The 21,741-nt window shown below is 68.0% G+C and carries 20 protein-coding genes; 14 read left to right on the top strand and 6 right to left on the bottom strand.

Features of this window, described 5'->3' with window-relative positions:
* Positions 1–68: 68 nt before the first annotated feature.
* A complete protein-coding gene (locus tag OZ671_RS08770; RefSeq protein ID WP_268860399.1) occupies positions 69–1,130 on the top strand; it encodes a GlxA family transcriptional regulator in 1,062 nt (353 codons plus the stop codon).
* A 41-nt stretch (positions 1,131–1,171) separates the two neighbouring features.
* The gene (locus tag OZ671_RS08765) at positions 1,172–1,882 is read left to right on the top strand and encodes a DJ-1/PfpI family protein (protein WP_268860398.1); all 711 of its coding nucleotides are present in this window, start codon (positions 1,172–1,174) and stop codon (positions 1,880–1,882) included.
* A 93-nt stretch (positions 1,883–1,975) separates the two neighbouring features.
* On the opposite strand, the gene OZ671_RS08760 is transcribed toward OZ671_RS08765, so the two are convergent.
* Positions 1,976–2,959 (bottom strand): Bug family tripartite tricarboxylate transporter substrate binding protein, encoded by a 984-nt coding sequence (locus OZ671_RS08760; RefSeq protein ID WP_268860397.1) that lies wholly within the window; start codon positions 2,957–2,959, stop codon positions 1,976–1,978.
* A gap of 345 nt (positions 2,960–3,304) precedes the next feature.
* Here OZ671_RS08760 and OZ671_RS08755 point away from each other — a divergent pair, with 345 nt between their 5' ends.
* The 3 genes from OZ671_RS08755 (at position 3,305) to OZ671_RS08745 (ending at position 5,615) form a co-directional block, all read left to right on the top strand.
* Positions 3,305–3,739 (top strand): YciI family protein, encoded by a 435-nt coding sequence (locus OZ671_RS08755; RefSeq protein ID WP_268860396.1) that lies wholly within the window; start codon positions 3,305–3,307, stop codon positions 3,737–3,739.
* A 100-nt stretch (positions 3,740–3,839) separates the two neighbouring features.
* On the top strand, positions 3,840–4,280 hold the full coding sequence (locus OZ671_RS08750; RefSeq protein WP_268860395.1) for a YciI family protein: 441 nt from the start codon (positions 3,840–3,842) through the stop codon (positions 4,278–4,280).
* A 66-nt stretch (positions 4,281–4,346) separates the two neighbouring features.
* On the top strand, positions 4,347–5,615 hold the full coding sequence (locus OZ671_RS08745) for an RNA polymerase sigma factor (RefSeq protein WP_268860394.1): 1,269 nt from the start codon (positions 4,347–4,349) through the stop codon (positions 5,613–5,615).
* Positions 5,616–5,633: 18 nt separating this feature from the next.
* On the opposite strand, the gene ppc is transcribed toward OZ671_RS08745, so the two are convergent.
* Positions 5,634–8,426, bottom strand: coding sequence for a phosphoenolpyruvate carboxylase (ppc, locus tag OZ671_RS08740; protein WP_268860393.1), 2,793 nt, complete (start codon positions 8,424–8,426; stop codon positions 5,634–5,636).
* Between the two features lie 201 nt (positions 8,427–8,627).
* On the opposite strand from ppc, the gene OZ671_RS08735 reads away from it, so the two are divergent.
* From OZ671_RS08735 to OZ671_RS08715, 5 genes are all read left to right on the top strand, one after another.
* Positions 8,628–8,996 carry a YciI family protein gene (locus OZ671_RS08735; protein WP_038311253.1) on the top strand — a complete coding sequence of 123 codons (369 nt, stop codon included), beginning with the start codon at positions 8,628–8,630 and terminating at the stop codon, positions 8,994–8,996.
* The gene (locus OZ671_RS08730; RefSeq protein ID WP_268860392.1) at positions 8,993–10,267 is read left to right on the top strand and encodes an RNA polymerase sigma factor; all 1,275 of its coding nucleotides are present in this window, start codon (positions 8,993–8,995) and stop codon (positions 10,265–10,267) included. The genes OZ671_RS08735 and OZ671_RS08730 overlap by 4 nt, the downstream gene beginning before the upstream one ends.
* A gap of 169 nt (positions 10,268–10,436) precedes the next feature.
* The gene (locus tag OZ671_RS08725) at positions 10,437–10,835 is read left to right on the top strand and encodes a DoxX family protein (protein WP_268860495.1); all 399 of its coding nucleotides are present in this window, start codon (positions 10,437–10,439) and stop codon (positions 10,833–10,835) included.
* Positions 10,836–10,863: 28 nt separating this feature from the next.
* A complete protein-coding gene (locus tag OZ671_RS08720) occupies positions 10,864–11,397 on the top strand; it encodes an SRPBCC family protein (protein ID WP_268860391.1) in 534 nt (177 codons plus the stop codon).
* 4 nt (positions 11,398–11,401) lie between these two features.
* Positions 11,402–12,094: a hypothetical protein gene (locus OZ671_RS08715; RefSeq protein WP_268860390.1), complete on the top strand. Its 693-nt coding sequence runs from the start codon at positions 11,402–11,404 to the stop codon at positions 12,092–12,094.
* 25 nt (positions 12,095–12,119) lie between these two features.
* Here OZ671_RS08715 and OZ671_RS08710 read toward each other — a convergent pair whose 3' ends face one another.
* Both OZ671_RS08710 and OZ671_RS08705 read right to left on the bottom strand, forming a co-directional pair.
* Positions 12,120–13,766: a Na+/H+ antiporter gene (locus tag OZ671_RS08710; RefSeq protein ID WP_268860389.1), complete on the bottom strand. Its 1,647-nt coding sequence runs from the start codon at positions 13,764–13,766 to the stop codon at positions 12,120–12,122.
* A 33-nt stretch (positions 13,767–13,799) separates the two neighbouring features.
* The gene (locus OZ671_RS08705; RefSeq protein ID WP_268860388.1) at positions 13,800–14,486 is read right to left on the bottom strand and encodes a TetR/AcrR family transcriptional regulator; all 687 of its coding nucleotides are present in this window, start codon (positions 14,484–14,486) and stop codon (positions 13,800–13,802) included.
* Between the two features lie 98 nt (positions 14,487–14,584).
* Here OZ671_RS08705 and OZ671_RS08700 point away from each other — a divergent pair, with 98 nt between their 5' ends.
* From OZ671_RS08700 to OZ671_RS08685, 4 genes are read left to right on the top strand one after another with little or no spacing between them, the layout of a single operon-like run.
* Positions 14,585–15,625, top strand: a complete 1,041-nt coding sequence (locus OZ671_RS08700; protein ID WP_442957062.1) for an efflux RND transporter periplasmic adaptor subunit — start codon at positions 14,585–14,587, stop codon at positions 15,623–15,625.
* On the top strand, positions 15,622–17,415 hold the full coding sequence (locus tag OZ671_RS08695) for an ATP-binding cassette domain-containing protein (RefSeq protein ID WP_268860386.1): 1,794 nt from the start codon (positions 15,622–15,624) through the stop codon (positions 17,413–17,415). Before OZ671_RS08700 ends, OZ671_RS08695 begins: the two co-directional genes overlap by 4 nt.
* Complete coding sequence (locus OZ671_RS08690) at positions 17,412–18,557, top strand: ABC transporter permease (protein WP_268860385.1); 1,146 nt, start codon at positions 17,412–17,414, stop codon at positions 18,555–18,557. Before OZ671_RS08695 ends, OZ671_RS08690 begins: the two co-directional genes overlap by 4 nt.
* A gap of 4 nt (positions 18,558–18,561) precedes the next feature.
* Positions 18,562–19,680 carry an ABC transporter permease gene (locus OZ671_RS08685; RefSeq protein WP_268860384.1) on the top strand — a complete coding sequence of 373 codons (1,119 nt, stop codon included), beginning with the start codon at positions 18,562–18,564 and terminating at the stop codon, positions 19,678–19,680.
* A gap of 101 nt (positions 19,681–19,781) precedes the next feature.
* On the opposite strand, the gene OZ671_RS08680 is transcribed toward OZ671_RS08685, so the two are convergent.
* Positions 19,782–20,222, bottom strand: coding sequence for a VOC family protein (locus OZ671_RS08680; protein ID WP_268860383.1), 441 nt, complete (start codon positions 20,220–20,222; stop codon positions 19,782–19,784).
* 357 nt (positions 20,223–20,579) lie between these two features.
* The gene (locus tag OZ671_RS08675; RefSeq protein ID WP_268860382.1) at positions 20,580–21,650 is read right to left on the bottom strand and encodes a GSU2403 family nucleotidyltransferase fold protein; all 1,071 of its coding nucleotides are present in this window, start codon (positions 21,648–21,650) and stop codon (positions 20,580–20,582) included.
* Between the last annotated feature and the right edge of the window lie 91 nt (positions 21,651–21,741).

The raw sequence follows: 21,741 nt of genomic DNA, 5'->3' as shown, positions 1-21,741 counted from the left end.
CACCATGGCAGAAAAGGTGGGAACAATGTCATTGCCGCCATGAATGGCATGCTGCGATATCCTCGCTCATGACGACCGTTTCCGCCCGCCCGCCTATGCCGCGGCATGTGCTGATCCTTGCCCTCGCCCCGGCCCAGTTGCTGGATGTCGCAGGCCCCGCCGAGGTTTTCGCCCAGGCCGGCCGGCTCGCCGCGATGGCAGCCGGCGGCAGCGGCCAGGCCGGGACCGTCGCGCCGCTCTATACGATCGAACTCGCCGACGCCGATGGCGCCGCAGCGGCCGTGGCGACCAGTGCCGGCATCGCGCTCGCCTGCGGCCGCCGCCTCGCGGAGCTGCTCGCGGACGAGCGTCCGCTCGACACCCTGCTGATCTGCGGCGGCGAAGGCGCCCGCACACGCCATGCCGAACCTGATGTCGCCGCGGCGGTTCGCACCCTCGCCGGCCGGGCGCGACGGGTTGCCTCGGTCTGCACCGGGGCCTTCGTTCTCGCCGCCGCGGGACTGCTCGACGGCCGCCGGGCGACCACCCATTGGCGCTGGTGCGACAGACTCGCGCGCGACTATCCCACCGTAAGGGTGGAGCGGGAGCCGATCTTTGTCGAAGACCGCAACCTCTGGACCTCGGCGGGCATCACCGCCGGCATGGACATGACGCTCGCCATGGTCGAAGCGGACCATGGCCATGGCCTGGCGCTCGCCATTGCGCGCGAACTTGTCCTGTTCTTGCGTCGCCCGGGCGATCAGAGCCAGTTCAGCGCGACGCTCAAGGCGCAGTCGGCCTCGCGCAACTCCCTGCGCGACCTCATCGCCTGGATGACGGACAATCTGCACCGGCGGCTCGGCGTCGACGACCTCGCCGCGCGCGCCGGCTTCAGCCCGCGCCAGTTCGCACGGGTCTTCCAGCGCGAATGCGGAGTGCCGCCCGGCCGCATGGTCGATCTCATGCGCCTCGAAGCGGCGCGACGACGCCTGGAAGGCGCCGAGCAGGGACTGTCCTCGATCGCCGCCGCCTGCGGTTTCGGCGGCGAAGAGGCGATGCGCCGCGCCTTCCTTCGCCATCTCGGCACATCGCCCGGCGCCTATCGCGAGCGCTTCCGCAGCCGCACCGCGACAACGATCCTGCCGCACTGAAGGCAGCCATGACCAGCACGACAAGCAGGAGGACTCCGCCCATGATCCCAGCCGACCGACACCTGACGATCGGATCGTTCATCTTCGAAGAGCTCGACCAGATCGACCTGACCGGTCCGTTCGAGGTGCTCTCACGCATCCCGAACGCGACCTACCGGATCTATGCCAAGACCACCGGCACGCTGCGCGACATCAGCGGCCTCAAGCTGGCGGCGGACGCGCCGATCGGCGACGCGCCGCAACTCGACGTGCTGCACATTGCCGGCGGCTATGGCCAGGAAGCGCTGATGCACGACGAGGAGGTGCTCGGCTGGATCCGCGGCCAGGCGGAAGGCGCGCTCTGCGTCTTCTCGGTCTGCACGGGCGCACTTCTGTGCGGCGCCGCAGGCCTTCTCAGGGGACGGCGCGCGACCACCCATTGGTCGGCCCATCATCTCCTGCCGCTGTTCGGGGCGATCCCGGTCGACGAACGCGTCGTGGTCGACGGCAATCTCGTCTGCGCCGCCGGCGTCACCGCCGGCATCGACGGCGCGCTGCGTGTCGCCGCCGACCTCAGGGGCGAGGAGGCCGCCCAGCTGATCCAGCTCTACATGGCCTATGCACCGGAGCCGCCGTTCAACGCCGGTACCCCGGAAAGCGCCCCGGCCGCCGTGCTCGAGCGCGCGCGCGCCTTCGCAGCCGACATCACCCGCCGCCGCGAGGCGACCGCGCGAACGGTCGGCGCGCGCCTCGGCATCCTGCCGGCCGCCTGAGCGTGCCGCCGGCCCCGGCAGCCAAGACGAGTCCAAGGCGTCGCAGCGCGGCGAACCAAACGCGGCTGGCACCGCCCGGCCCGCCGCCTCGCCTCAATCGACGCGCAGGCCGGCCGCCTTGATGACCTCCGCCCAGCGCGGGATCTCCTTCTCCACACGCGCGCGCAGGACCTCGGGCCCCTTCATCGTGGACGACGCGCCCATCTGCTGAAGCTTGGCGACAAAGGTCGGATCCTCGCCCATCTTGACCAGTTCCGCGGTCAGCCGCGCGGCGACCGGCTCCGGCAGGCTCCTGGGCGCGATCATGCCCGACCATGACGTGACGTCGAAATCGGCAATGCCGCTCTCGATCATCGTCGGCACTTCGGGCAGGCCCGGCCAGCGCCGGCCGGTCGACACCGCCAGCGGTCGGATCTGCTTGCCCTCGATCTGGCCGATGATGGTGGGCAGGTTGTCGAACATCATGTCGATGCGCCCGGCGATCAGGTCCTGCACCGCGACGGCGCCCGTCCGATAGGGCACGTGCAGAAGTTCGAGGCCGGTCTTGCGGGAAAACAGCTCGGTGCCGAGATGCGCGGTCGTGCCGATTCCGGGCGTCCCATAGCTCACCTTGGCGCTGCCGCGCTGCTTGGCCCAGGCGATGAACTCCTGGACATTGCTCACCGGGCTCGCAAGGTTGACCACGAAGATATTGGGGATCTCGAAGAGATCAGCGAGATAGGTGAAATCGGTCCGGGGATTGAAGGGCAGGCGCGCATAGAGCGCCGTATGGGCCGACATCGGGCCGATGGTCGCGACGCCGATCGTATAGCCGTCGGATTCGGCCCGCGCGACGACATCGACGCCCACATTGCCGGCAGCCCCCGGCCGGTTCTCGATGACCACCGGCTGGCCGAGCGCGGCCGACAGCCGCTCGCCGATGACCCGTGCCAGAACGTCCTGGGAACCCCCTGGTGGAAACGGCACCACGATCCTGAGCGGCCGGTTGGGAAAGTCCGACTGCGCAGAGGCGCGGCTGAGGGCAGGCAGGCTGAGCGCGCCACCAAGGGCGGCGAGCACGGAACGACGGCTGGGCATGGGGCTTCCTCACTGGCGATCTGATGAGCGGTCTTTTCGCCTGCTCTGGCTGCCGCTTGGCGGCGAGCATGGCCGAGGCGCGGCTTGCCGCGCAAGAGGCGGGCAATGCGACAGAAATGCCATGCCCTGACGCCGGACGCCGCCGGGTCGCGCGGCAGGCTGGCATGGCGAGGCGGCCGCGCCACGCGCCGGCGACAGCGAGAGATCCGCCAGCCCCGCATCGTTCAAAAAAAATTCTGCGGCCGTGTCGGTCTGTGTCATCCCCCTTCGTTGTGAGGTCAGAGCGATGGTTCAGAGCCGGCCACGACGGCCCGGCCGCCAGGCTTCAGAAACGGGAGAATCGAGATGCGCTTCATGGTGATCGTCAAGGCGACCAAGGAGTCCGAAGCCGGCGAGATGCCGAGCGAGCAGCTGCTGACGGAAATGGGGAATTACAACGAGGAGCTGGTCAAGGCCGGCGTCATGCTGGCGGGCGAAGGCCTGCACCCGAGCTCCAAGGGGGTCCGTGTGCGTTTTTCGGGCAAGAACCGCACGGTCATCGACGGCCCCTTCGCCGAAACCAAGGAACTCATCGCAGGCTTCTGGATCATGCAGTGCAAGTCGCGCGAGGAGGTGATCGAATGGGTCAGGCGCTGCCCCAACCCGCATGACGGCGAATCCGAAATCGAGATCCGCCAGATCTTCGAAGCCGAGGATTTCGGCGCCGAATTCACCCCCGAGCTGCGCGAGCAGGAAGAGCGTCTGCGCACCGAAGCCGCTCGTTACGCCAACAAGGCCTGATTGCCACCTTTCGGCCGGGGCCCGGACGTCGCGTCATCGCGGCGCGATGCCGGCATGGCCGGCAGCGGCCGGGCTTAAGCTCCAGAAATAGGACAATGCAATGCGTTTCATGGTCATCGTCAAAGCCGACAAGAATACCGAAGCCGGCGTCATGCCCACCGAGCAGATGCTCGCCGACATGGGCAACTACAACGAGGAACTGGTCAAGGCCGGCGTCATGCTGGCGGGCGAAGGCCTGCATCCAAGCTCCAAGGGCGCGCGCGTGCGCTTCTCCGGCCCCAGCCGTACCGTGATCGATGGGCCGTTCGCCGAAACCAAGGAGCTGATTGCCGGCTTCTGGATCCTGCGCTGCCAGTCCTGGGACGAGGTGATCGCATGGGTCAAGCGCTGCCCGATGCCGCCCGAGAACGACGTGGAGCTCGAAATCCGGCAGATTTTCGAGGAGGAGGATTTCGGCGCCGAGTTCACGCCCGAGCTGCGCGAACAGGAACGGCGCGTCTGGGCCGAGGCGGCGCGCAACGCCAAGCAAGACCTGAGGTGACCTTTCGGCGCGCGCCTGGACGCGGCCGCTTGCCCTCGGCAGGCGGAACTGGTCTGATCCGCGCCCGTGACGGCAAGCGATACTCATCAGACGGTCGAAGCGATCTGGCGGATCGAGGCGGCGCGCCTCATTGCCGGGCTCGCCCGGGTCGTCCGTGACGTCGGACTTGCCGAAGAACTCGCCCAGGACGCGCTCGTCACGGCACTCGAGCGCTGGCCGGACACCGGGGTACCGGAAAAGCCCGGGGCCTGGCTGATGGCCACCGCCCGCAACCGGGCGATCGACCGGATCAGGCGCGACAAGCTGTTCGCCAGCAAGCAGACCGAGATCATCCGGGAGATCGAGGACCAGCTCGAAACCGCCGTGCCGGATCCGGACGCGGCGCTCGACGACGATGTCGGCGACAACCTGCTGAGCCTGATCTTCACCGCCTGCCATCCGGTCCTGGCGCAGGAGGCGCAGCTCGCCCTCACCCTGCGGCTGATGGGCGGACTGACGACCGCCGAGATCGCGCGCGCCTTCCTGGTGAGCGAGCCGACGATGAGCCAGCGGATCGTCCGGGCGAAGCGGACCCTGTCGGAGGCGAACGTCCCCTTCGAAGTGCCGCGCGGCCGCGACCGGGCGAAGCGGCTCGCCTCCGTCCTGCAGGTCATCTACCTGATCTTCAACGAAGGCTACGCGGCAACCGCAGGCGACGACTGGATGCGCCCGCAGCTCTGCGAGGAGGCGATGCGGCTCGGCCGTGTCCTCGTCGGGCTCGTCCCCGGCGAGCCGGAAGCCCACGGCCTCATCGCCCTGCTGGAGCTGCAGGCGTCCCGGCTCGGCGCACGTACCGGCCCCTCCGGGGAGGCGATCCTGCTGCTCGACCAGGACAGGAGCCGGTGGGACCAGCTGCTGATCCGCCGCGGCCTTGCTGCCCTCGCCCGCGCCGAGGGGCTTGGCGGGGCCGACGGTCCCTATGCGCTGCAGGCGGCGATCGCCGCCTGCCACGCCCGCGCGCGCAGCGCCGGCGAAACCGACTGGCGGCGCATTGCCGGCTTCTACGACCGCCTCGACGAGGTCGTCGGCACGCCCGTGATCGCGCTCAACCGGGCCGTGGCCCATGCCATGGCCTTCGGGCCGGCGGCGGGACTTGCCCTGGCCGACACGCTCGCGGACGAGCCGGCCCTCAAGAACTATCATCTCCTGCCCGGCGTCCGGGGCGACCTCCTGTTCAAGCTCGGCCGGTTCGACGAAGCCCGGACGGCCTTCGAGCGGGCCGCCGCGCTGACGCGCAACGCCCGGGAACGCGAGGTCCTGCTCGGCCGGGCGGCGGAGAGCGCCGCGCGGCCGTGACAGCCGCGACCACGCCGCTCAGCCGCTGTTGCGCAGGCCCGCGGAAATGCCGTTGATCGTGAGCTGCACGCCGCGCAGTACCTGTTCGTCCGCGCCTTCGGCCCGATGCAGCTTCAGGAGCTCGACCTGGACGTGGTTGAGCGGATCGAGATAGGGAAAGCGGTGGCGGATCGAGCGCTCCAGGAGAGGATTGCCCTGCAGCAGCCGCTCGTGCCCCATGATCGCGAGCAGCGCATCGATCGACATCTGCCATTCCGCGCGAATGCGCGAGAAGATGGTCCTGCGCAGTGCCTCGTCCGGCACCAGCTCGGCATAACGCGAGGCGACCGCGATGCTGCTCTTGGCCAGCACCATGTCCATGTTCGACAGGAGCATGCGGAAGAAGGGCCACTCGCGGTAGAGCTCGCGGAAGAAGCCGATGCCCTTGTCGGGATGCGCCGCGACCCAGGCGGCGATCGCGCTGCCGAAGCCGTACCAGCCCGGCAGCATCAGGCGGCATTGCGCCCAGCTGAACACCCAGGGAATGGCCCGGAGATCCTCGATCCGCCGGGTCTTGCCGCGCGAGGCGGGCCGGCTGCCGATATTCAGCGTGGCGATTTCGGAAATGACCGTCGAGGCCCAGAAATAGTCCTCAAAGCCCTCGGTCTCGTAGACGAGCCCGCGATAGGCCGCATAGGCGGAAGCCGACAATTCCTCCATCGCGGCGAGATAGGCTTCGTTCGGCGCATTGACCTGCGGCTGGATGAGGCTCGCCTCCAGGGTCGCGGCGGCCAGGATCTCGAGATTGCCGCGACCGACCTCGGCGTTCGAATATTTCGAGGAGATGATCTCGCCCTGCTCGGTGATGCGGATCTGGCCGTTCACCGCCCCGCCCGGCTGCGCCAGGATGGCGTCGTAGCTCGGTCCGCCGCCGCGCCCCACCGAGCCGCCGCGGCCATGGAACAGCCTGAGCCGGACGCCGTGGCGGGAGAACACCTCCATGAGGCGGATCTCGGCCTTGTAGAGCTCCCAGCCCGAGGTGACGAAACCGCCGTCCTTGTTGCTGTCGGAATAGCCGAGCATGACCTCCTGCAGGCCGCCGCGGCTGTCGACGAGCCGGCGATAGGCCGGCAGCGACAGGAGCCGGTCCATGATCGCGGCGCAGTGGCGCAAATCGTCGATCGTCTCGAACAGCGGCACGATGTTGAGATGGCTGGTTCCGGCAGCGTCGATCAGGCCGGCCTCCTTCAGCAGGACCGCGATCTCGAGAAGATCGGAGGCCCCCTCTGTCATGGAGACGATGCTCTGCTGGATGGACGAGCGTCCGAACACCCGGTGCGCCTCAGCGGCGGCGCGCAGCACGTCGAGCTCGCCCCGCGTCTCCTCGCCATAGACGAGGAAAGGCGAGGCCAGCGGCCGGGGATTGACGAGCTCCGCGGCCAGAAGCGCGATGCGCTCGTCCTCGCCGAGCTTCGCATAGCCCGTGCCGGGCGCCGCCGCCTCCAGAAGCTCGGCGACGGTCCGCTCGTGGACCGCGGAGTTCTGGCGCATGTCGAGGCTCGCGAGATGGAAGCCGAAACAGTCGACGGCCCGCCTGAGATGCCGCAGCCGCCCGCGCGCCACGACCGCGGAACGGTTGGCCTTCAGCGAGCGGTCGAGGACATCGAGATCGGCGGCGAAATCGGCGGCGGCGGCATAGGGCTCGGCCGCGCCGACCGGTGTGCGGCCGAGCTCCTGGCCGTCCAGTGCGACCGCGGTCGCGGCGAGGCGGGCATAGATGCCCGATACCGCCAGCCGGTATGGCTCGCCGCGCCGGTGTGGCGAGGTGTCCGGCGAGCGGGCGGCAAGCGCGGTCAGATCCGCATCGACATCGACGAGCTGGGCGGCGAGCGAGAGTTCGGCGCCCAGTTCATGCAGTTCGTGCAGATAGAAACGCAGGACCTGGACGCTCTGCATGCGCAGCGCCGCACGCATCACCTCGGCCGTGACGAAGGGATTGCCGTCGCGGTCGCCGCCGATCCAGCTTCCCATCCGCAGGAACGAGGCAAGGCCCTCTTCTTCCTCGCCCGCAACCTCGGCCGCCAGGCTGTCCTCGAGCCGGTTGTGCAGCCGCGGCACCTCCTTCAGGAAGGTGTAGCCGTAGAAGGACAGGCCATTCGCGACCTCGTCCAGCACGGTAAGCTTGGTCCGGCGCAGAAGATTGGTCTGCCACAGGGTCAGCACGGCGCGGCGCAGCTGCTCCTCATCCGCCGCCACCTCGTCGGGCGTCAGGCGCGTGCGCTCGGCGCGGTCGAGCAGCGCGGCGATCTCCATTTCACGGTCGATCGTGCTCTTGCGCCGCACCTCGGTCGGGTGCGCCGTCAGCACGGGACTGACCTGCGCGCTGCCGAAGAAGCGCCGCAACGCGTCCCGGCCGATGCCGGCGGCGGCGGCACGCTCGAGTGCCTTGGCGAGCGTGCCGGCTGCCGGCGGCGCCCCCGCGAGCGCCTGCTGGCGCCGGTGGCGGATGTTGTTCTGGTCCTCGGCGATATTGGCGAGATGCGAGAAATAGCTGAACGCGCGCACGATCAGCACGGTCTCCGGCGTCGACATGCCGTCGAGGATCGCTTCCAGCTCGCGCCGCGCCGGCTCGTCCTCGTCGCGGTGGAAGCGGATCGAGGTCTGGCGGATCCGCTCGACGAGATCGAAAACCGCCTCGCCCTCCTGGTCTCGGACCGTGTCACCAAGAATGCGGCCGAGAAGACGGATATCGGTCCGCAGGCGCGCATCCGCGTCTTCCGCGGCGGTCAGCCCCTGGTCGCGCTGAATGGTATCGTCCGTCTCGAAAGCCATGGATCCGCGCCGCTCCTGAAATTTGCGGGCATCCTTCCAGCGGCCGCGCTGCAGCGCAAGAGAATTGCGGGCGCTGCAATATCGCCCGGTCCGTCCTATCGTGCCGGCCCATCCGGTTTCCTGGATGGGCCCGATTTTCTTGGGCCGGCCATGTCGGCTCGGGTCATACTCGTTCGTCTTGCATCACAACAGGGACACCCCATGCAGTACGCGATCCTTTGCTACAATGACGAAAAAGTCGTCGGCTCCTGGACCAAGGAAGAAGACGACGCCGTGATGGCGCGCCTTTCGGTCGTCCATGACAAGCTGGAGAGCCAGGGACGGCTCGGCCCGACGGCCCGGCTGCTGCCGACGACCGCGGCGACCACCTTCCGCAAGGAACCGCCACTGGTGATCGACGGCCCCTTCGCGGAGACCAAGGAACAGTTGCTTGGATTCTATCTCGTCGACTGCGCCTCGCTCGAAGAGGCGCTCGACGTCGCCCGGGATCTCGCCCGCGCCAATCCGGGCACCGGCTCCTACGAAATCCGCCCAGTTTCCATCTTCCTGCCCGGGAGCGGCAAGACGTGACCGACATTCGCTGGATCGACCAGGCCCTGACCTCCAACCGCCCGCGTGTTCTCGGGGCGTTGCTGCGCTACTTCCGCGATCTCGACACCGCCGAGGAGGCCTTTCAGGAGGCCTGCCTCCGGGCGCTGCGGACCTGGCCGCAGAACGGGCCGCCGCGCGATCCCGCGGCCTGGTTGATCCTGGTCGGCCGCAATGTCGCGCTCGACGTCCGCCGGCGGCAGAAGCGCCAGCAGCCCCTGCCCGACGAACAGGACATTTCCGACCTCGACGATGCCGAGGATACGCTCGCCGAACGGCTGGACGGCTCGCATTACCGCGACGATATCCTGCGCCTGCTGTTCATCTGCTGCCATCCGGATCTGCCGGCGACGCAGCAGATCGCGGTGGCGCTGAGGATCGTCTGCGGCCTGACGGTGAGGCAGATCGCCCGCGCCTTCCTGGTCGGTGAGAGCGCCATGGAGCAGCGCATCACGCGGGCCAAGGCCCGCATCGGCACCGCCAACGTCCCCTTCGAAACACCGGGCGCGACGGAGCGTTCGGAGCGGCTCGCCGCCGTGGCGGCGATGATCTACCTCATCTTCAACGAAGGCTATTCGGCTGCCGACAGCAAGGAGCTCACCCGCCGCGCCCTGTGCGACGAGGCGATCCGGCTCGGCCGCCTGCTCATCGGCCTGTTCCCGGCAGAACCCGAGATCCAGGGCCTGACCGCGCTCATGCTGCTGCAGCACTCGCGCACGCCCGCCCGCTTCGACAAGGAGGGTGCCATCGTGCTGCTGGAAGCACAGGACCGCACCCTCTGGGACAAGGTCATGATCACCGAGGGGCTGGCGCTGATCGACAAGGCCATGCGCCATCGCCAGCCCGGCGCCTATCAGGTCCAGGCGGCGATCGCCGCCTTGCATGCCCGCGCGGCGCGCCCCGAGGATACCGACTGGTCGGGCATCGACGCGCTCTATGCAACGCTCGAACGGATGCAGCCCTCGCCCGTCATTTCGCTCAACCGGGCGGTGGCCGTGTCGAAGCTGAAGGGACCGGAGGCCGGGCTCGCCATGATCGAGCCACTGGCGCCGCGGCTGTCGGGCTATTTCTACTTTTTCGGCCTGAAGGGCGCGTTCCTGCGCCAGCTCGGCCGTTTCGCCGAGGCTCGGATCGCGTTCGACCAGGCCATTGCGCTCGCCACCACGGCCCCCGAAGCGGCGCATATCCGAATGCATCTCGACCAGTTGCAGGAAGAAGCCGGGGCGGCAAGGCCTTCCGGCACGGAGGCGTGACGCGGCGGCGGCAATTTTCGTCGCAGCCGGTGTCGGGACCGCCGCCCCGGCGGCGTCCTTGGAAGAGACCATCGGATCAGCCGATCCGGCGGCAGCCCAACCGCCAAAGGAACACCCGGCCATGACCAGCCAAACCCTCGCCCCCTCCTTCTCGATCCGCCGGCCGGCCATGGCCGGCACGCTCGCCAATCCGCGCCTGATGACCGCCGCCGGCCGCGCCATGAGCGGCCTTGCCATGGCCTTCCTGGCCTTCGACACGACGATCAAGCTCCTGAAGATCGAGCCGGTTGTCACCGCCTTCGCCGCGCTCGGCTATGATCCCGCCGTCGCCCGGCCGATCGGCGTCGTCATCCTCGCCTGCCTGGTGCTCTATGCCATCCCGCGCACGGCCGTGCTCGGTGCCGTGCTGACCACCGGCCTGCTGGGCGGGGCGATGGCGAGCCATGTGCGCATCGACAGCCCGCTTTTCACCCACACGCTGTTCAGCGTCTATCTCGGGCTGCTGGTCTGGGGCGGCCTGTGGCTGCGCGACCCGCGCCTGCGTGCGCTGTTTCCGGTTCGCCGCTAAGCTGGATCCGTTCACGCGGGAGATGCGCATGTCGACCACGGTCCTGATCCTGCTCCTCCTCGTCCTCGTCGTCGCCGCGGTGCTCGCCTATGCTGCGACGCGACCGGACGGCTTCCGCATCGCGCGCAGCACGACGATCGCCGCGCCGCCCGAGACGATCTATCGGCTGATCGAGGATTTCAGCCGGTGGGTTGCCTGGTCGCCCTACGAAGGCCGCGATCCCGACATGAAACGCAGCCGCAGCGGCGCGCCGACGGGAGTGGGCGCGGTCTATGCCTGGCAAGGCAACAGACATGTCGGCCAGGGCCGCATGGAAATCGTCGAGGCCGAGCCGCCGAGGCGCCTCGTCATCCAGCTCGACTTCATCAAGCCGTTCGAGGCGCGCAACACGGCGGAGTTCACGCTCGAACCGGCCGGCAATGGCACGAAAGTGACCTGGGCGATGACCGGCAAGTCGCCTTTCACGATGCGGCTCATGGGTCTCGTCATGAACATGGACAGGATGATCGGCAGGGATTTCGAGGCTGGCCTCGCCAGCATGAAAAGCGCCGCGGAGGCCTGAGGCCATGGTGGAGGACGATCCGGTCGTCCGCTTCGCGCGGGACTTCTCGGGCAACGATACCGCGCTGGTCGAGCGCGTACGAGGCTTCCTGGCGCAGCCGCCGGCCGCCAAGGAAGACGTCGGCTTCTACGGCGTCGCCGATTTCGCGCCGCGCACGCGGTGTTTTCTCGGCGCGGTCAACCTGCTGGATCTCGCCGGCCATCTGCAGTCGGTCGAGGACAAATATACCTTCGAGATCCTGCATCGCTGGCGCAGCGAGGGGCTGGTGGATCCGGCCGCATTCCCTCGCGAGGCCGATACGGTGTTCGGCACGATCCTGGACGAGGCGCGGATCGCCGCCGCCCTCGCGGATGCCGAAAGCCGGGCTGCGTTTCGCGATGCCGTCTGGCCGATCTACGCGACGGCGACACGCCAGCTCGAGAGCCAGATCAACGCGCGTGGGCGCACGCTCCTTTCGGTCGATGCGACGCCGGGCGATACCCTGTTCTTTGCGCTCGTGGACGATGCGACGGCGCAGCGCTGGCGCGACACGGCGCTGAGCGAAGAGGCGGGCTATCGCGCCGGCGTCAGATCAGTCATGTGGGACCGCTTCTGGCCGCATCTGCTGTCCTCGCTCGGCCAGGCAACGATCGAGGACTTCTCGCGCTTTCCGCCTGGCGTCGACGTCCGCTCCGACACGATCCCGTTCGCCCCCTGAACAGGCCGGGCGGCCGCGCCGGGGTTCAGCGCTCGGCCAGACGCTCACTGCGCCGGGCGATCACGGCCTGTTCCAGGTCGATGTCCTCGAGCACCTCGCGCAGCACCTCGTCGTCCAGCCGGTCGGCGTCGCGCTCGGCGATCAATGCCTGGCGCTGCTCGGCCAGCACGCTCCGCGCGATCGCCAGGATCTTGTCGCGGTGATCGGCACGGCGCGGCGCGCTGCCGGCCGGCAGGTCACCGTCATGTTCCTCTGCCGCGCGCCGCGCCCGTCGGAGCATCTGCGTCGCCAGGCGTATGTCGGTTTCGGGACTGGCTTTCTCGCGCAGTTCGGCGATGACCGAGACGGTCGTCGCGTCGATCACGCGGCGGGCATGCGCCATTTGCGCCCTGGCATAGTCGGCCTCGCGCGGATCACCGAGGGCGAGGCGGCCGATCAGCCAGGGCAAGGTCATGCCCTGCAGGAGCAAGGTGCCGATCGCCACCGTGAAGGCGACGGGCAGGATGATCTCGCGGCCGACGAGCGGCTCGCCCGCCGCCGTGAGAAGGGGCGTACCGGCCGCGGCGGCCAGCGTCACGACGCCGCGCATGCCGGTCCATGACAGGACGAGGTTTTCGCGCCAGCTGAGCGGCGCGGTGCGCGGTTCCTTGCCGCGGCGCGCGAGCTTGCGGGCCAGCAGCCGATGGCGCGCGCGCGCCAGCAGGGCCGTCGCCATGACCCAGGCGATGCGTGTGCCGATGACGACGGCGAGCACAAGGATGGCCGCCAGCGACACCTTGGCGAGATCGAAACCGCTCGCCCGCGCCGCCTCGATCGCGAACGGCAATTGCAGCCCCATATAGGCGAAGGCAAACGCCTCCAGCAGCGCGTCGATGACCCGCCAGACCTCGCGCTCCTGAATGCGGCCGGCAAAGGCGAGATCGGTGGCGTTGTGGCCGAGCGTGAAGCCGGCGAAGACCACCGCCATGACGCCGGAAGCGTGCAGTTCTTCGGCGAGGCCATAGGCGGCGAAAGGCACGATGATGGCGAGCGCCGTGATCAGCGTCGGATTTTCGAGCCGCTTGCGGATGCGATGGACGACGAGGCCGAGCACGATGCCGACCGCCGTGCCGAGGCCGGCCGCATAGAGAAAATAGAGCGCCACGCTGTCGATGAAGCTGTGGCGGCCGGTCGCCGCCGCCACCGCGACGCTGAACAGGGTCAGCGCTGCGGCGTCGTTGATCAGGCTTTCGCCCTTCAGGATGGTCATCAGGCGGCGCGGCAGGCCAAGCTTGCGGCCGATCGATACGGCGCTGACGGCGTCCGGCGGAGCCACCACCGCGCCGAGGATGAAGGCGATGGGCAGCGACAGCGCCGGCAGTGCCCAGCCGAGCGCGAAGCCGGCCGCGGCCGTGGTGACCACGACGAGAACGACGCCGAGATTGAGGATCGAGCCGATGCGCCGGATGAAGCTGGCGAAGGAAAAGTCGACGGCCGCCGAATAGAGCAAGGGCGGCAGGACCAGGCCCAGAATGACGTGCGGCGCCAGCTCGGCGCGTGGCAGGCCCGGAATGAAGGAGGCGAGCACGCCGACCGCGGCCAGCAGCAGCGGCGGCTGGATGCCGCGCTTCTCCGCCAGGATCGTCAGCGCGATCGCAGCGATCATGACGGCGAGAATATGCGAGCCTGCCATGCGCCCGGACCTTTTCCCTGGATCGTCAGCCCATCATTGAGGTGGCGGCAAGCTCGCCGCAATGGCACCGAGCCCGCCGAGCGCGAAGCGGGCAATGTGCTCGGCCATGGCCTCGCGTGCGCCCTCTCCCTCGATGATGGCGGGGAACATCCGGGCCACCACGGTCCGGTCGCCGATCAGCAGCATCAGCACCGGCGCCATGATGCTGATGCAGCAGCGGGCCACCGCCGGATTGTCCGCCGGCAGGCCGAGCAACTCGCCGATCAGCCCGATCAACAGGTTCTTCTTCGGCAGCAGCTCGCGCTCGCGCAGCATCTCGAACATGGCCGATGGCGCCAGCACCTCGCGGCTCAGCACGCGCAGCGGCCAGGATGCGCGGTCGGGAGACATGACGGCCGCGATGACGATGCCGATGAGACGCCTCAGCTTGTCCTCCGGCCTGCCGTCACCCTTGGCGACCGCCGCCAGGACGTCATAGGCGACGAGGCGCCGGTGCGCCTCCACCAGCACTTCGCCGTAAAGCTGGTCGATGCCGCCGTAATAGTAGTTCACCGCCGCCGAATTGGCTCCGGCGCGCTCGGCGATCTCCTTGCCCGTGGCGCGGTCGACGCCCTTCGTGGCGAAGACCTCGCCGGCCACTTCCAGGATCTGCTGGCGCGTCGCCGCGCCGTCGTCGCGCCGCCCGCGCGGCCGTCGGCGCAGCTTCGTATCGTCGGTCATGGATACAGGATAGACCGGCCCTTCCGCTAAATCAAATTGCAAATTAAAATCAGAATTTGACAAACAGCCTGATTTCCGCGCAAGGTCGAGCGATGAGCGTGATCACACCAGCCCGCATCGCCATCCTCGTCGTCGTCGCTGCCGGCGCTGCCGCCGGGTGGTGGTACTGGAAGCGGCCGGCGGGCGAAGCCGAGTTCCGCCTCTACGGCAATGTCGATTTCCGCCAGGTGTCGCTGCCTTTCAACGGCAGCGACCGGATCAGGGAGATCCTGGTCGAGGAAGGCGCAGCCGTCCGCGAAGGACAGATCCTCGCCCGGCTCGACAATGCGAGGCTGAAGGCCCAGCTCGAACAGGCCGAGGCGGCCGTCGCCGCCCAGCGTGCCGTGGTCGAGCGCCTGCGCAACGGCAGCCGGCCGGAGGAGATCGCGCAGGCCCGCGCCAACCTCGAATCGGCCAAGGCCGAAGCCGCCAATGCGCGCGGCCAGTATCAGCGCCGCAAGGTGCTTGCCGACCGCGCGGCCGCAAGCCAGCAGGACCTCGACAGCGCGGAAGCGGCTGCAGTCGTCGCCGACGCCCGCGTCGAGGTCAATCGCCGGGCGCTGGAGCTGGTCGTCGCCGGACCGCGCCGCGAGGACATCGACCAGGCGCAGGCGCAGCTCGACGGCAACATCGCGCAGCTCGCGCTCGTGCGCCGCCAGTTCAACGACACCGAGCTCGCCTCGCCGATCGACGGCATCGTCCGCTCACGGCTGATGGAAGCGGGCGAGATGGCCTCCCCCACCCGCCCGGTCTTCTCGCTCGCGCGGATCAGCCAGAAATGGGTGCGCACCTACGTCTCCGAGGTGCGGCTCGGTCAGATCCGTTCAGGCATGCGTGTCGAGATCCTCACCGACAGCTTTCCAGGGCGACCGTTCGGCGGCTGGATCGGCTTCATTTCGCCGGTCGCCGAGTTCACGCCCAAGACGGTGCAGACCGAAGATCTGCGCACCAGCCTCGTCTATGAGGTCAGGGCCTTCGTCGAGGACCCGCAGGACGAATTGCGGCTGGGCATGCCGGCGACCGTCCGGCTGCTGGAAGGCCAGTCGGCTCCCGCGAGCCAGGCCCCCGCAAGCCCGGCCGCGCCGGCGAGGCAGCCGTGACAGCCCCGGCCGGCGCAACCGCATCGTCGCCGGCGCCGCAGGTCCTCGCCCGCGAGCTTGCAAAAAGCTTCCGGCGCGAAACCGGCGAAACGGTCAGGGCGCTGGCCGGCGTTTCGTTCGCGGCGCAACCCGGCAGCCTGACCGCCCTGGTCGGCCCGGACGGCGCCGGCAAGACGACGCTCATCCGCCTGATCGCCGGGCTCATGAGGCCCGATGCGGGAACCTTGACGGTGATCGGCACCGACGTCGCTGCCGATCCCCAGGCGGTGCAGGACCGGATCGGCTACATGCCGCAGAAATTCGGCCTCTACGAAGACCTCACCGTGCAGGAGAACCTCGACCTCTATGCCGACCTGCATGGGGTCGGCGAGGCTGCGCGCCGGGAGGCCTATCCGCGCCTGATGGCCATGACGAATCTCGGCCGGTTCACCGCGCGCCCCGCAGGCAAGCTCTCGGGCGGCATGAAGCAGAAGCTCGGTCTCGCCTGCACGCTGGTCCGGGCGCCCGAACTCCTGCTGCTCGACGAGCCGACCGTCGGCGTCGATCCGCTGTCGCGCCGCGAATTGTGGGAGATCGTCACCCGCCTGGTGCGCGACGATGGCCTGACCGTCATCGTCAGCACGTCCTATCTCGACGAAGCCGCCTTCTGCGATCATGCGGTCGTCATGCACGCCGGTGCGGTGCTGGCGCAGGGCACGCCCGACGAGATCACCGCGCGGGCCGACGGCACCACCTTCCGCGTGCCGCCGCCGCAGGGCATGACCGCGCGCTCGCTGCAGGCCCGCCTCTTCGTGCAGCCGGGCGTCGTCGATGCCGTACCCGAAGCCGGCGAGGTCAGGATCGTCCGGGCCGAGCCCGGCGCGACACCGCTGAACCTCGAGGGGGTGCCGCTGCGGCTCGAACCGGTGACGGCGCGTTTCGAAGACGGCTTCATGCATCTTTTCAACGCCGCCGCCGGGCGCAGCGGCGCGGCCCATGTCATGGAGCTGGAGCAGCGGCGCGAGACGGCCGACGGGCCGGCCGTCGAGGTGAAGGACCTGACCCGCCGCTTCGGCGACTTCGTCGCGGTCAATGCCGTCAGCTTCAAGGTCGGCCGCGGCGAGATCTATGGCCTGCTCGGCCCCAACGGCGCCGGCAAGAGCACGACCTTCCGGATGCTGTGCGGGCTCCTGCCGGCCTCCGGCGGCACGCTGCGCGTCGCCGGCCGGGATCTGCGCTCGGCCCGTGCCGAGGCGCGGCGACGCCTTGGCTACGTCGCCCAGAAATTCTCGCTCTACGGCGACCTCAGCGTCGACGAGAACCTCGATTTCTTCGCAAGCGCCTACAGCCTGAGGGGCGGCCGCAAGGCGCGGCGCATCGCCTGGGCCAAGGATCAGTTCGAGCTCGGCCCGTTCGAGCGCCTGCCGAGCGGGCAATTGCCCGGAGGGTTCAAGCAGCGCCTGGCCATGGCCGCCGCGCTGCTGCATGAACCCGACATCCTGTTTCTCGACGAGGCGACGAGCGGCGCCGACCCCCTCGCCCGCCGCGAATTCTGGGGCCGGATCACCGCCCTGTCCGAGCAGGGCGTGACGGTCATCGTCACGACCCATTTCATGGAGGAAGCGGAATATTGCGACCGCATCATCATCATGGATGCGGGCGAGGCCCTGGCCGAGGGCACCCCGGCTGAGATCCGCGGCCGCGCGCGGCGCGCCGACGGCAGCGAACCGACCATGGAGGATGCCTTCATTGCGGTGGTCGAGGCGGCGCGCGAAACCCGCGCGCGGCGCGCCGAACGGAGCGCGGCATGAACGCCGCCTCCGACAATCGCCCGCGGCTCGCCGCCATCAAGCGGATGGCGGCGCTGGTGCGCAAGGAAACCTACCAGGTGTTCCGCGATCCGAGCAGCATCGCCATCGGCATCGTCATGCCGATGATCCTGCTCGTCCTGTTCGGCTACGGCCTGTCGTTCGATCTCAAGAACCTGCCGATCGCCGTCGTCATCGAGGAGAGCTCGGCCGAGGCGAGCGAGGTGACGTCGGGCTTCCGCCTGTCGGACTATTTCAGCGCCCGGCCGGTGAAGACCATGGCCGAGGCCGAACGGCTCATGCTGACCCGCGAGGTCAGCGCCATCGTCCGCGTCCCGCCCGATTTCGCCCGCGACCTCGGCCGCGGCCAGGCCGAGCTGCAGGTGCTCGTGCACGGGACCGACGCCAATACGGCGCGCATCGCGCTTGCCTATGCCCAAGGCGCGGTCGCGAGCTGGCAGGCGCGCGAAGCGGCGCGCGGCAACGGCCAGACCGTCGCCAACATCGCCATCGACAGCCGGATCTGGTTCAACGAAGCCAATAACAGCAGCTATTTCCTGGTCCCCGGCCTGATCGTGCTGGTCATGACCCTGATCGGCGCCCTGATGACCGCGCTCGTCGTCGCCCGCGAATGGGAACGCGGCACGTTCGAAGCGCTGTTCGTCACGCCGGTCCGGCCGATTGAGATCCTGGTCGGCAAGACGGTGCCCTATTTCGTGCTCGGCATGGCCGGGCTGGCGCTGTGCGTCATCGGCGCGCGCCTCCTGTTCGGCGTGCCGCTGCGCGGCTCGCTCGCCATCCTGGTGATCGTCTCCATGCTCTATCTCCTGGTGGCGCTCGGCATCGGCCTGCTCATCTCGTCGGTTACGCGCAGCCAGTTCGTGGCGAGCCAGATCACCATGATCGTCACCTTCCTGCCGGCGATGATGCTGTCGGGCTTCCTGTTCGACATTGCGAGCACGCCCTGGCCGATCCAGGTCATCACCCACGTCTTCCCCGCCCGCTATTTCGTCAGCCTGCTGCAGACCCTGTTCCTCGCCGGTGACATCTGGAGCGTGATCTGGCCGAACACGGCCGTCCTGGCGGTCATGGCGGCGGTGCTGATGGGGCTTTCGGTGCGCGCCACCCGCAAGGAACTGAGGTGATCCGATGATCGACACCCTGTTCCGCATCCTCGCCCTGTTCCGAAAGGAGCTGCTGGCGATGCTGAAGGACCCGAAAAGCCGCATCGTTCTGGTCGTGCCGCCGATCCTGCAATGCCTGATCTTCGGTTATGCCGCGACCTACGACCTCAACCATGTGCCCTATGCGCTCGTCGATCTCGACCGCAGCCCGTCCTCGCACGCCTTCGCCGCCCGGCTCGACGGGTCCGGCGTCTTCGTCAGGGTCGCGACGCTCACCCGGCCCGACGACGCGGCGCCGCTGATCGACGACCGGCGCGCGCTGCTGGTGGTGACCATCGGCAGGGACTTCGAGAAGAACCTGTCGGCGGGTTTCGCCGCGCCGCTGCAGGTCATCGCCGACGGCCGCAATTCCAACACGGCCGGCACCGCCCAGGGCTATCTCGCCACGATCGCGCAGGGCTTTGCCGACGATTGGCGTGCCGCGCGCGGGCTGCCGGGCCCGCCCCTCAAGCTCACCACCCGCGCCTGGTTCAATCCAAGCCTGGAGACGCGCTGGAACATGATCCCGTCGCTGATCGGCGTGATCACCATGATGATGACCATGATGCTGACCGCGATGTCGGTGGCGCGCGAGCGGGAGGCCGGCACGTTCGACCAGTTGCTGGTGACGCCGTTCCGCCCGACCGAGATCATGATCGGCAAGGCCGTGCCGTCCATGCTGGTCGGCCTCAGCCAGTCGACAACCATTCTCCTGGTCGCCCAGCTCTGGTTCCAGATCCCCTTCGCCGGATCCTACCTCATGCTCTATTGCGGTCTCGCCCTGTTCCTGGCTGCGGCGGTCGGCATCGGCCTGTTCGTCTCCTCGATCGCGGCCAACATGCAGCAGGCGATGATCATGTCCTTCGTGCTGATCATGCCGTTCATGCTGCTGTCGGGACTGACCGCGCCGATCGCGAACATGCCGGCCGTGCTGCAATATTTCACGCTCATCAATCCACTGCGCTACGCCATCAGCATCGCACATCAGGTCTATCTGGAAGATGCCGGCCCGCGGCAGCTCGCGCCCGAGCTGATGGCGCTCGCGGCGATTGCCGCGGTCACCATGCCGATCTCCGCCTGGATGTTCCGCAACCGGCTGACCTGAGGACGCGCGTCAATGCCGCTTCCCCTGCCCCGATCCGCCTCGGTGGCCGGGGTTGAAGACCCGGCGGTGCGCAGCGCATCGCCGGGTCGCCCGGGCGCCGACTACCCTGCCGTCGCCGGCGCGTTCATGGCCCAGAGAATGCCGAATGGGTCGCGCACCTGGCCATAGCGATCACCCCAGAACATCAGCTCCACCGGCAGCACCACCTCGGCGCCGGCATCGACGGCCCGCCGCCACCAGGCATCGATGTCGTCGACGACAAGCTGCATGGTGAATCCCTCGGGCCTGACCCGCGGATGGCCATGCTCGGGATAGGGATCGCACAGCATGACGGACGAGCCGTTGACATAGAGATGGGCGTGCATGGTGCGCCCCTGGTCGTCGACCGGCACCATGAAGGCGAGCTCCGCTCCGAAGGCCCGCCTGTAGAAATCGATCGCCTGCACCACGCCGTCGACCTGCAGATAGGCGACGAGGCCGCCGCGAACGGGAGGCGCCGGCGGCAACTTCTCGGGCAGCGTCGTCATCATGTCCTGGTCCATGGTCGGTTTTCCTCTCGCTCCCGGGCTGCCGGGCTGGCCCAAGGACGTACCGGCCCCACCATTTTCGACAGGCGCACAAGAATTTTTTCGCCGGGGCGGCATGGCGCTGCGGCGCATCCGGAACCAGGCGATCGCTTCGAGCCAATTTCCTGCCTGGCGGGTAGCCGCTTCGCCACCGCGCGGCCCGAGATTTGCCGGTTTACGCCGTCCGAACCGTCCGAGGGAAGGGCTCGCTCCCGCAAGCCGGATTGCGGCAAGCATTTGCTCAATGCCGCGCAGCAGCGTTGCTCTGCCTCGACTAATGGATCTTGTCGATCAGCTCAAAAAGACCGCGCGGCGAGCTCTTTGGTGCGGAGTTCACAAGAGGGCCGAGATGACGGCACGCGCATCATCATTCAGTTTCGGGATCGCTTGATCGAGTGCGTTTCGCCAGGCCGGGCCGCGTTCACGGGCTTCGTCCAGAATGACCTTGAAATGGTCGATGCTGCCGTTCGCATTCATCGCTTCGATGATTTCGCCAGCCTGCAGGACATCCTTCCGCGCTTTGGCGGAACTGGGCATATCCTTCAATCTGCGCGTGGAAATGATCAGCTTGTGAACCGCAAAGCGTGCCGGATCCGGCACGCGCACCGCAATGCCTGGTCCATGCAGGACGACAGATCGCACCGGGGCCCAGATGAGGAAGTCGAGGAATCTCAGCGGCTCACCGGCGGCGCCCGTCAGTGCTGGCATCGAGACAGGTCTTCCGATCTGCTCGTCGCTTCCACGATGTGCAGCGAGGATGTCGAGGCGGAATCCGGTCTTGTTGGCAAATGCCGTGGATGTCGTTGGGTCGTTGATATGAGGGACCGGAGCGAAGGTCGGATCGACGGCGGCAAGAATGTCCTTGATGGGCGGGGTGCGATCTTCGACGGCGATCAAGATCGATGGGAATTGCGCGCTGTCGACGTCGCCCGTCATAGCGCCGGCATGACTGATCCGACACCTGAGGACGGCGGGATAGGTTTGGAACGCGGCTGTACCGACGAGAACCGCGCGGAGACGAAAGACACCCGCCTTGGCAAGAGCCTCGATAACGCGCCCCATAATGATCGGCGGGCGGGGCAGCCCGGCGCCGATCAAGGCATTCACCAGCGAAGCGCTTTCTTTTCGACTGGCCTTGATGTCGCGGAAGTTCTGAACGCGCTTTTGGATTGCGAGATCATCGGCAGGACCGACATAGGTGCTGCTACGCTTGTTCTTTTCGCCGGCCTCACCAGGCCTATACCCCTGGTAATAATAATACTCGCGAGCCCCTTCGCGGCTCTGAACCTTGCGTTTTACAAACGTGCCGTTTTCCGGGAAATCGTCGCTGAACTGCTGATTTTGAACCTGCTCGGCCAATTGCGCATAGAGTGTATCTTCAGCGAGGGAGAGTAGTCTGATCATCTGGCCGGCCGCCGTCGGTACATGCAAGAGCAAATTTTGCGTGTATCAGTCCATACATGCAAATATGACTTTTGCATGTAACGCACCGTCA

Source organism: Phreatobacter sp. AB_2022a (assembly GCF_026847585.1).
GTDB lineage: Bacteria > Pseudomonadota > Alphaproteobacteria > Rhizobiales > Phreatobacteraceae > Phreatobacter.
This window is presented reverse-complemented; position numbering and strand designations above follow the sequence as displayed.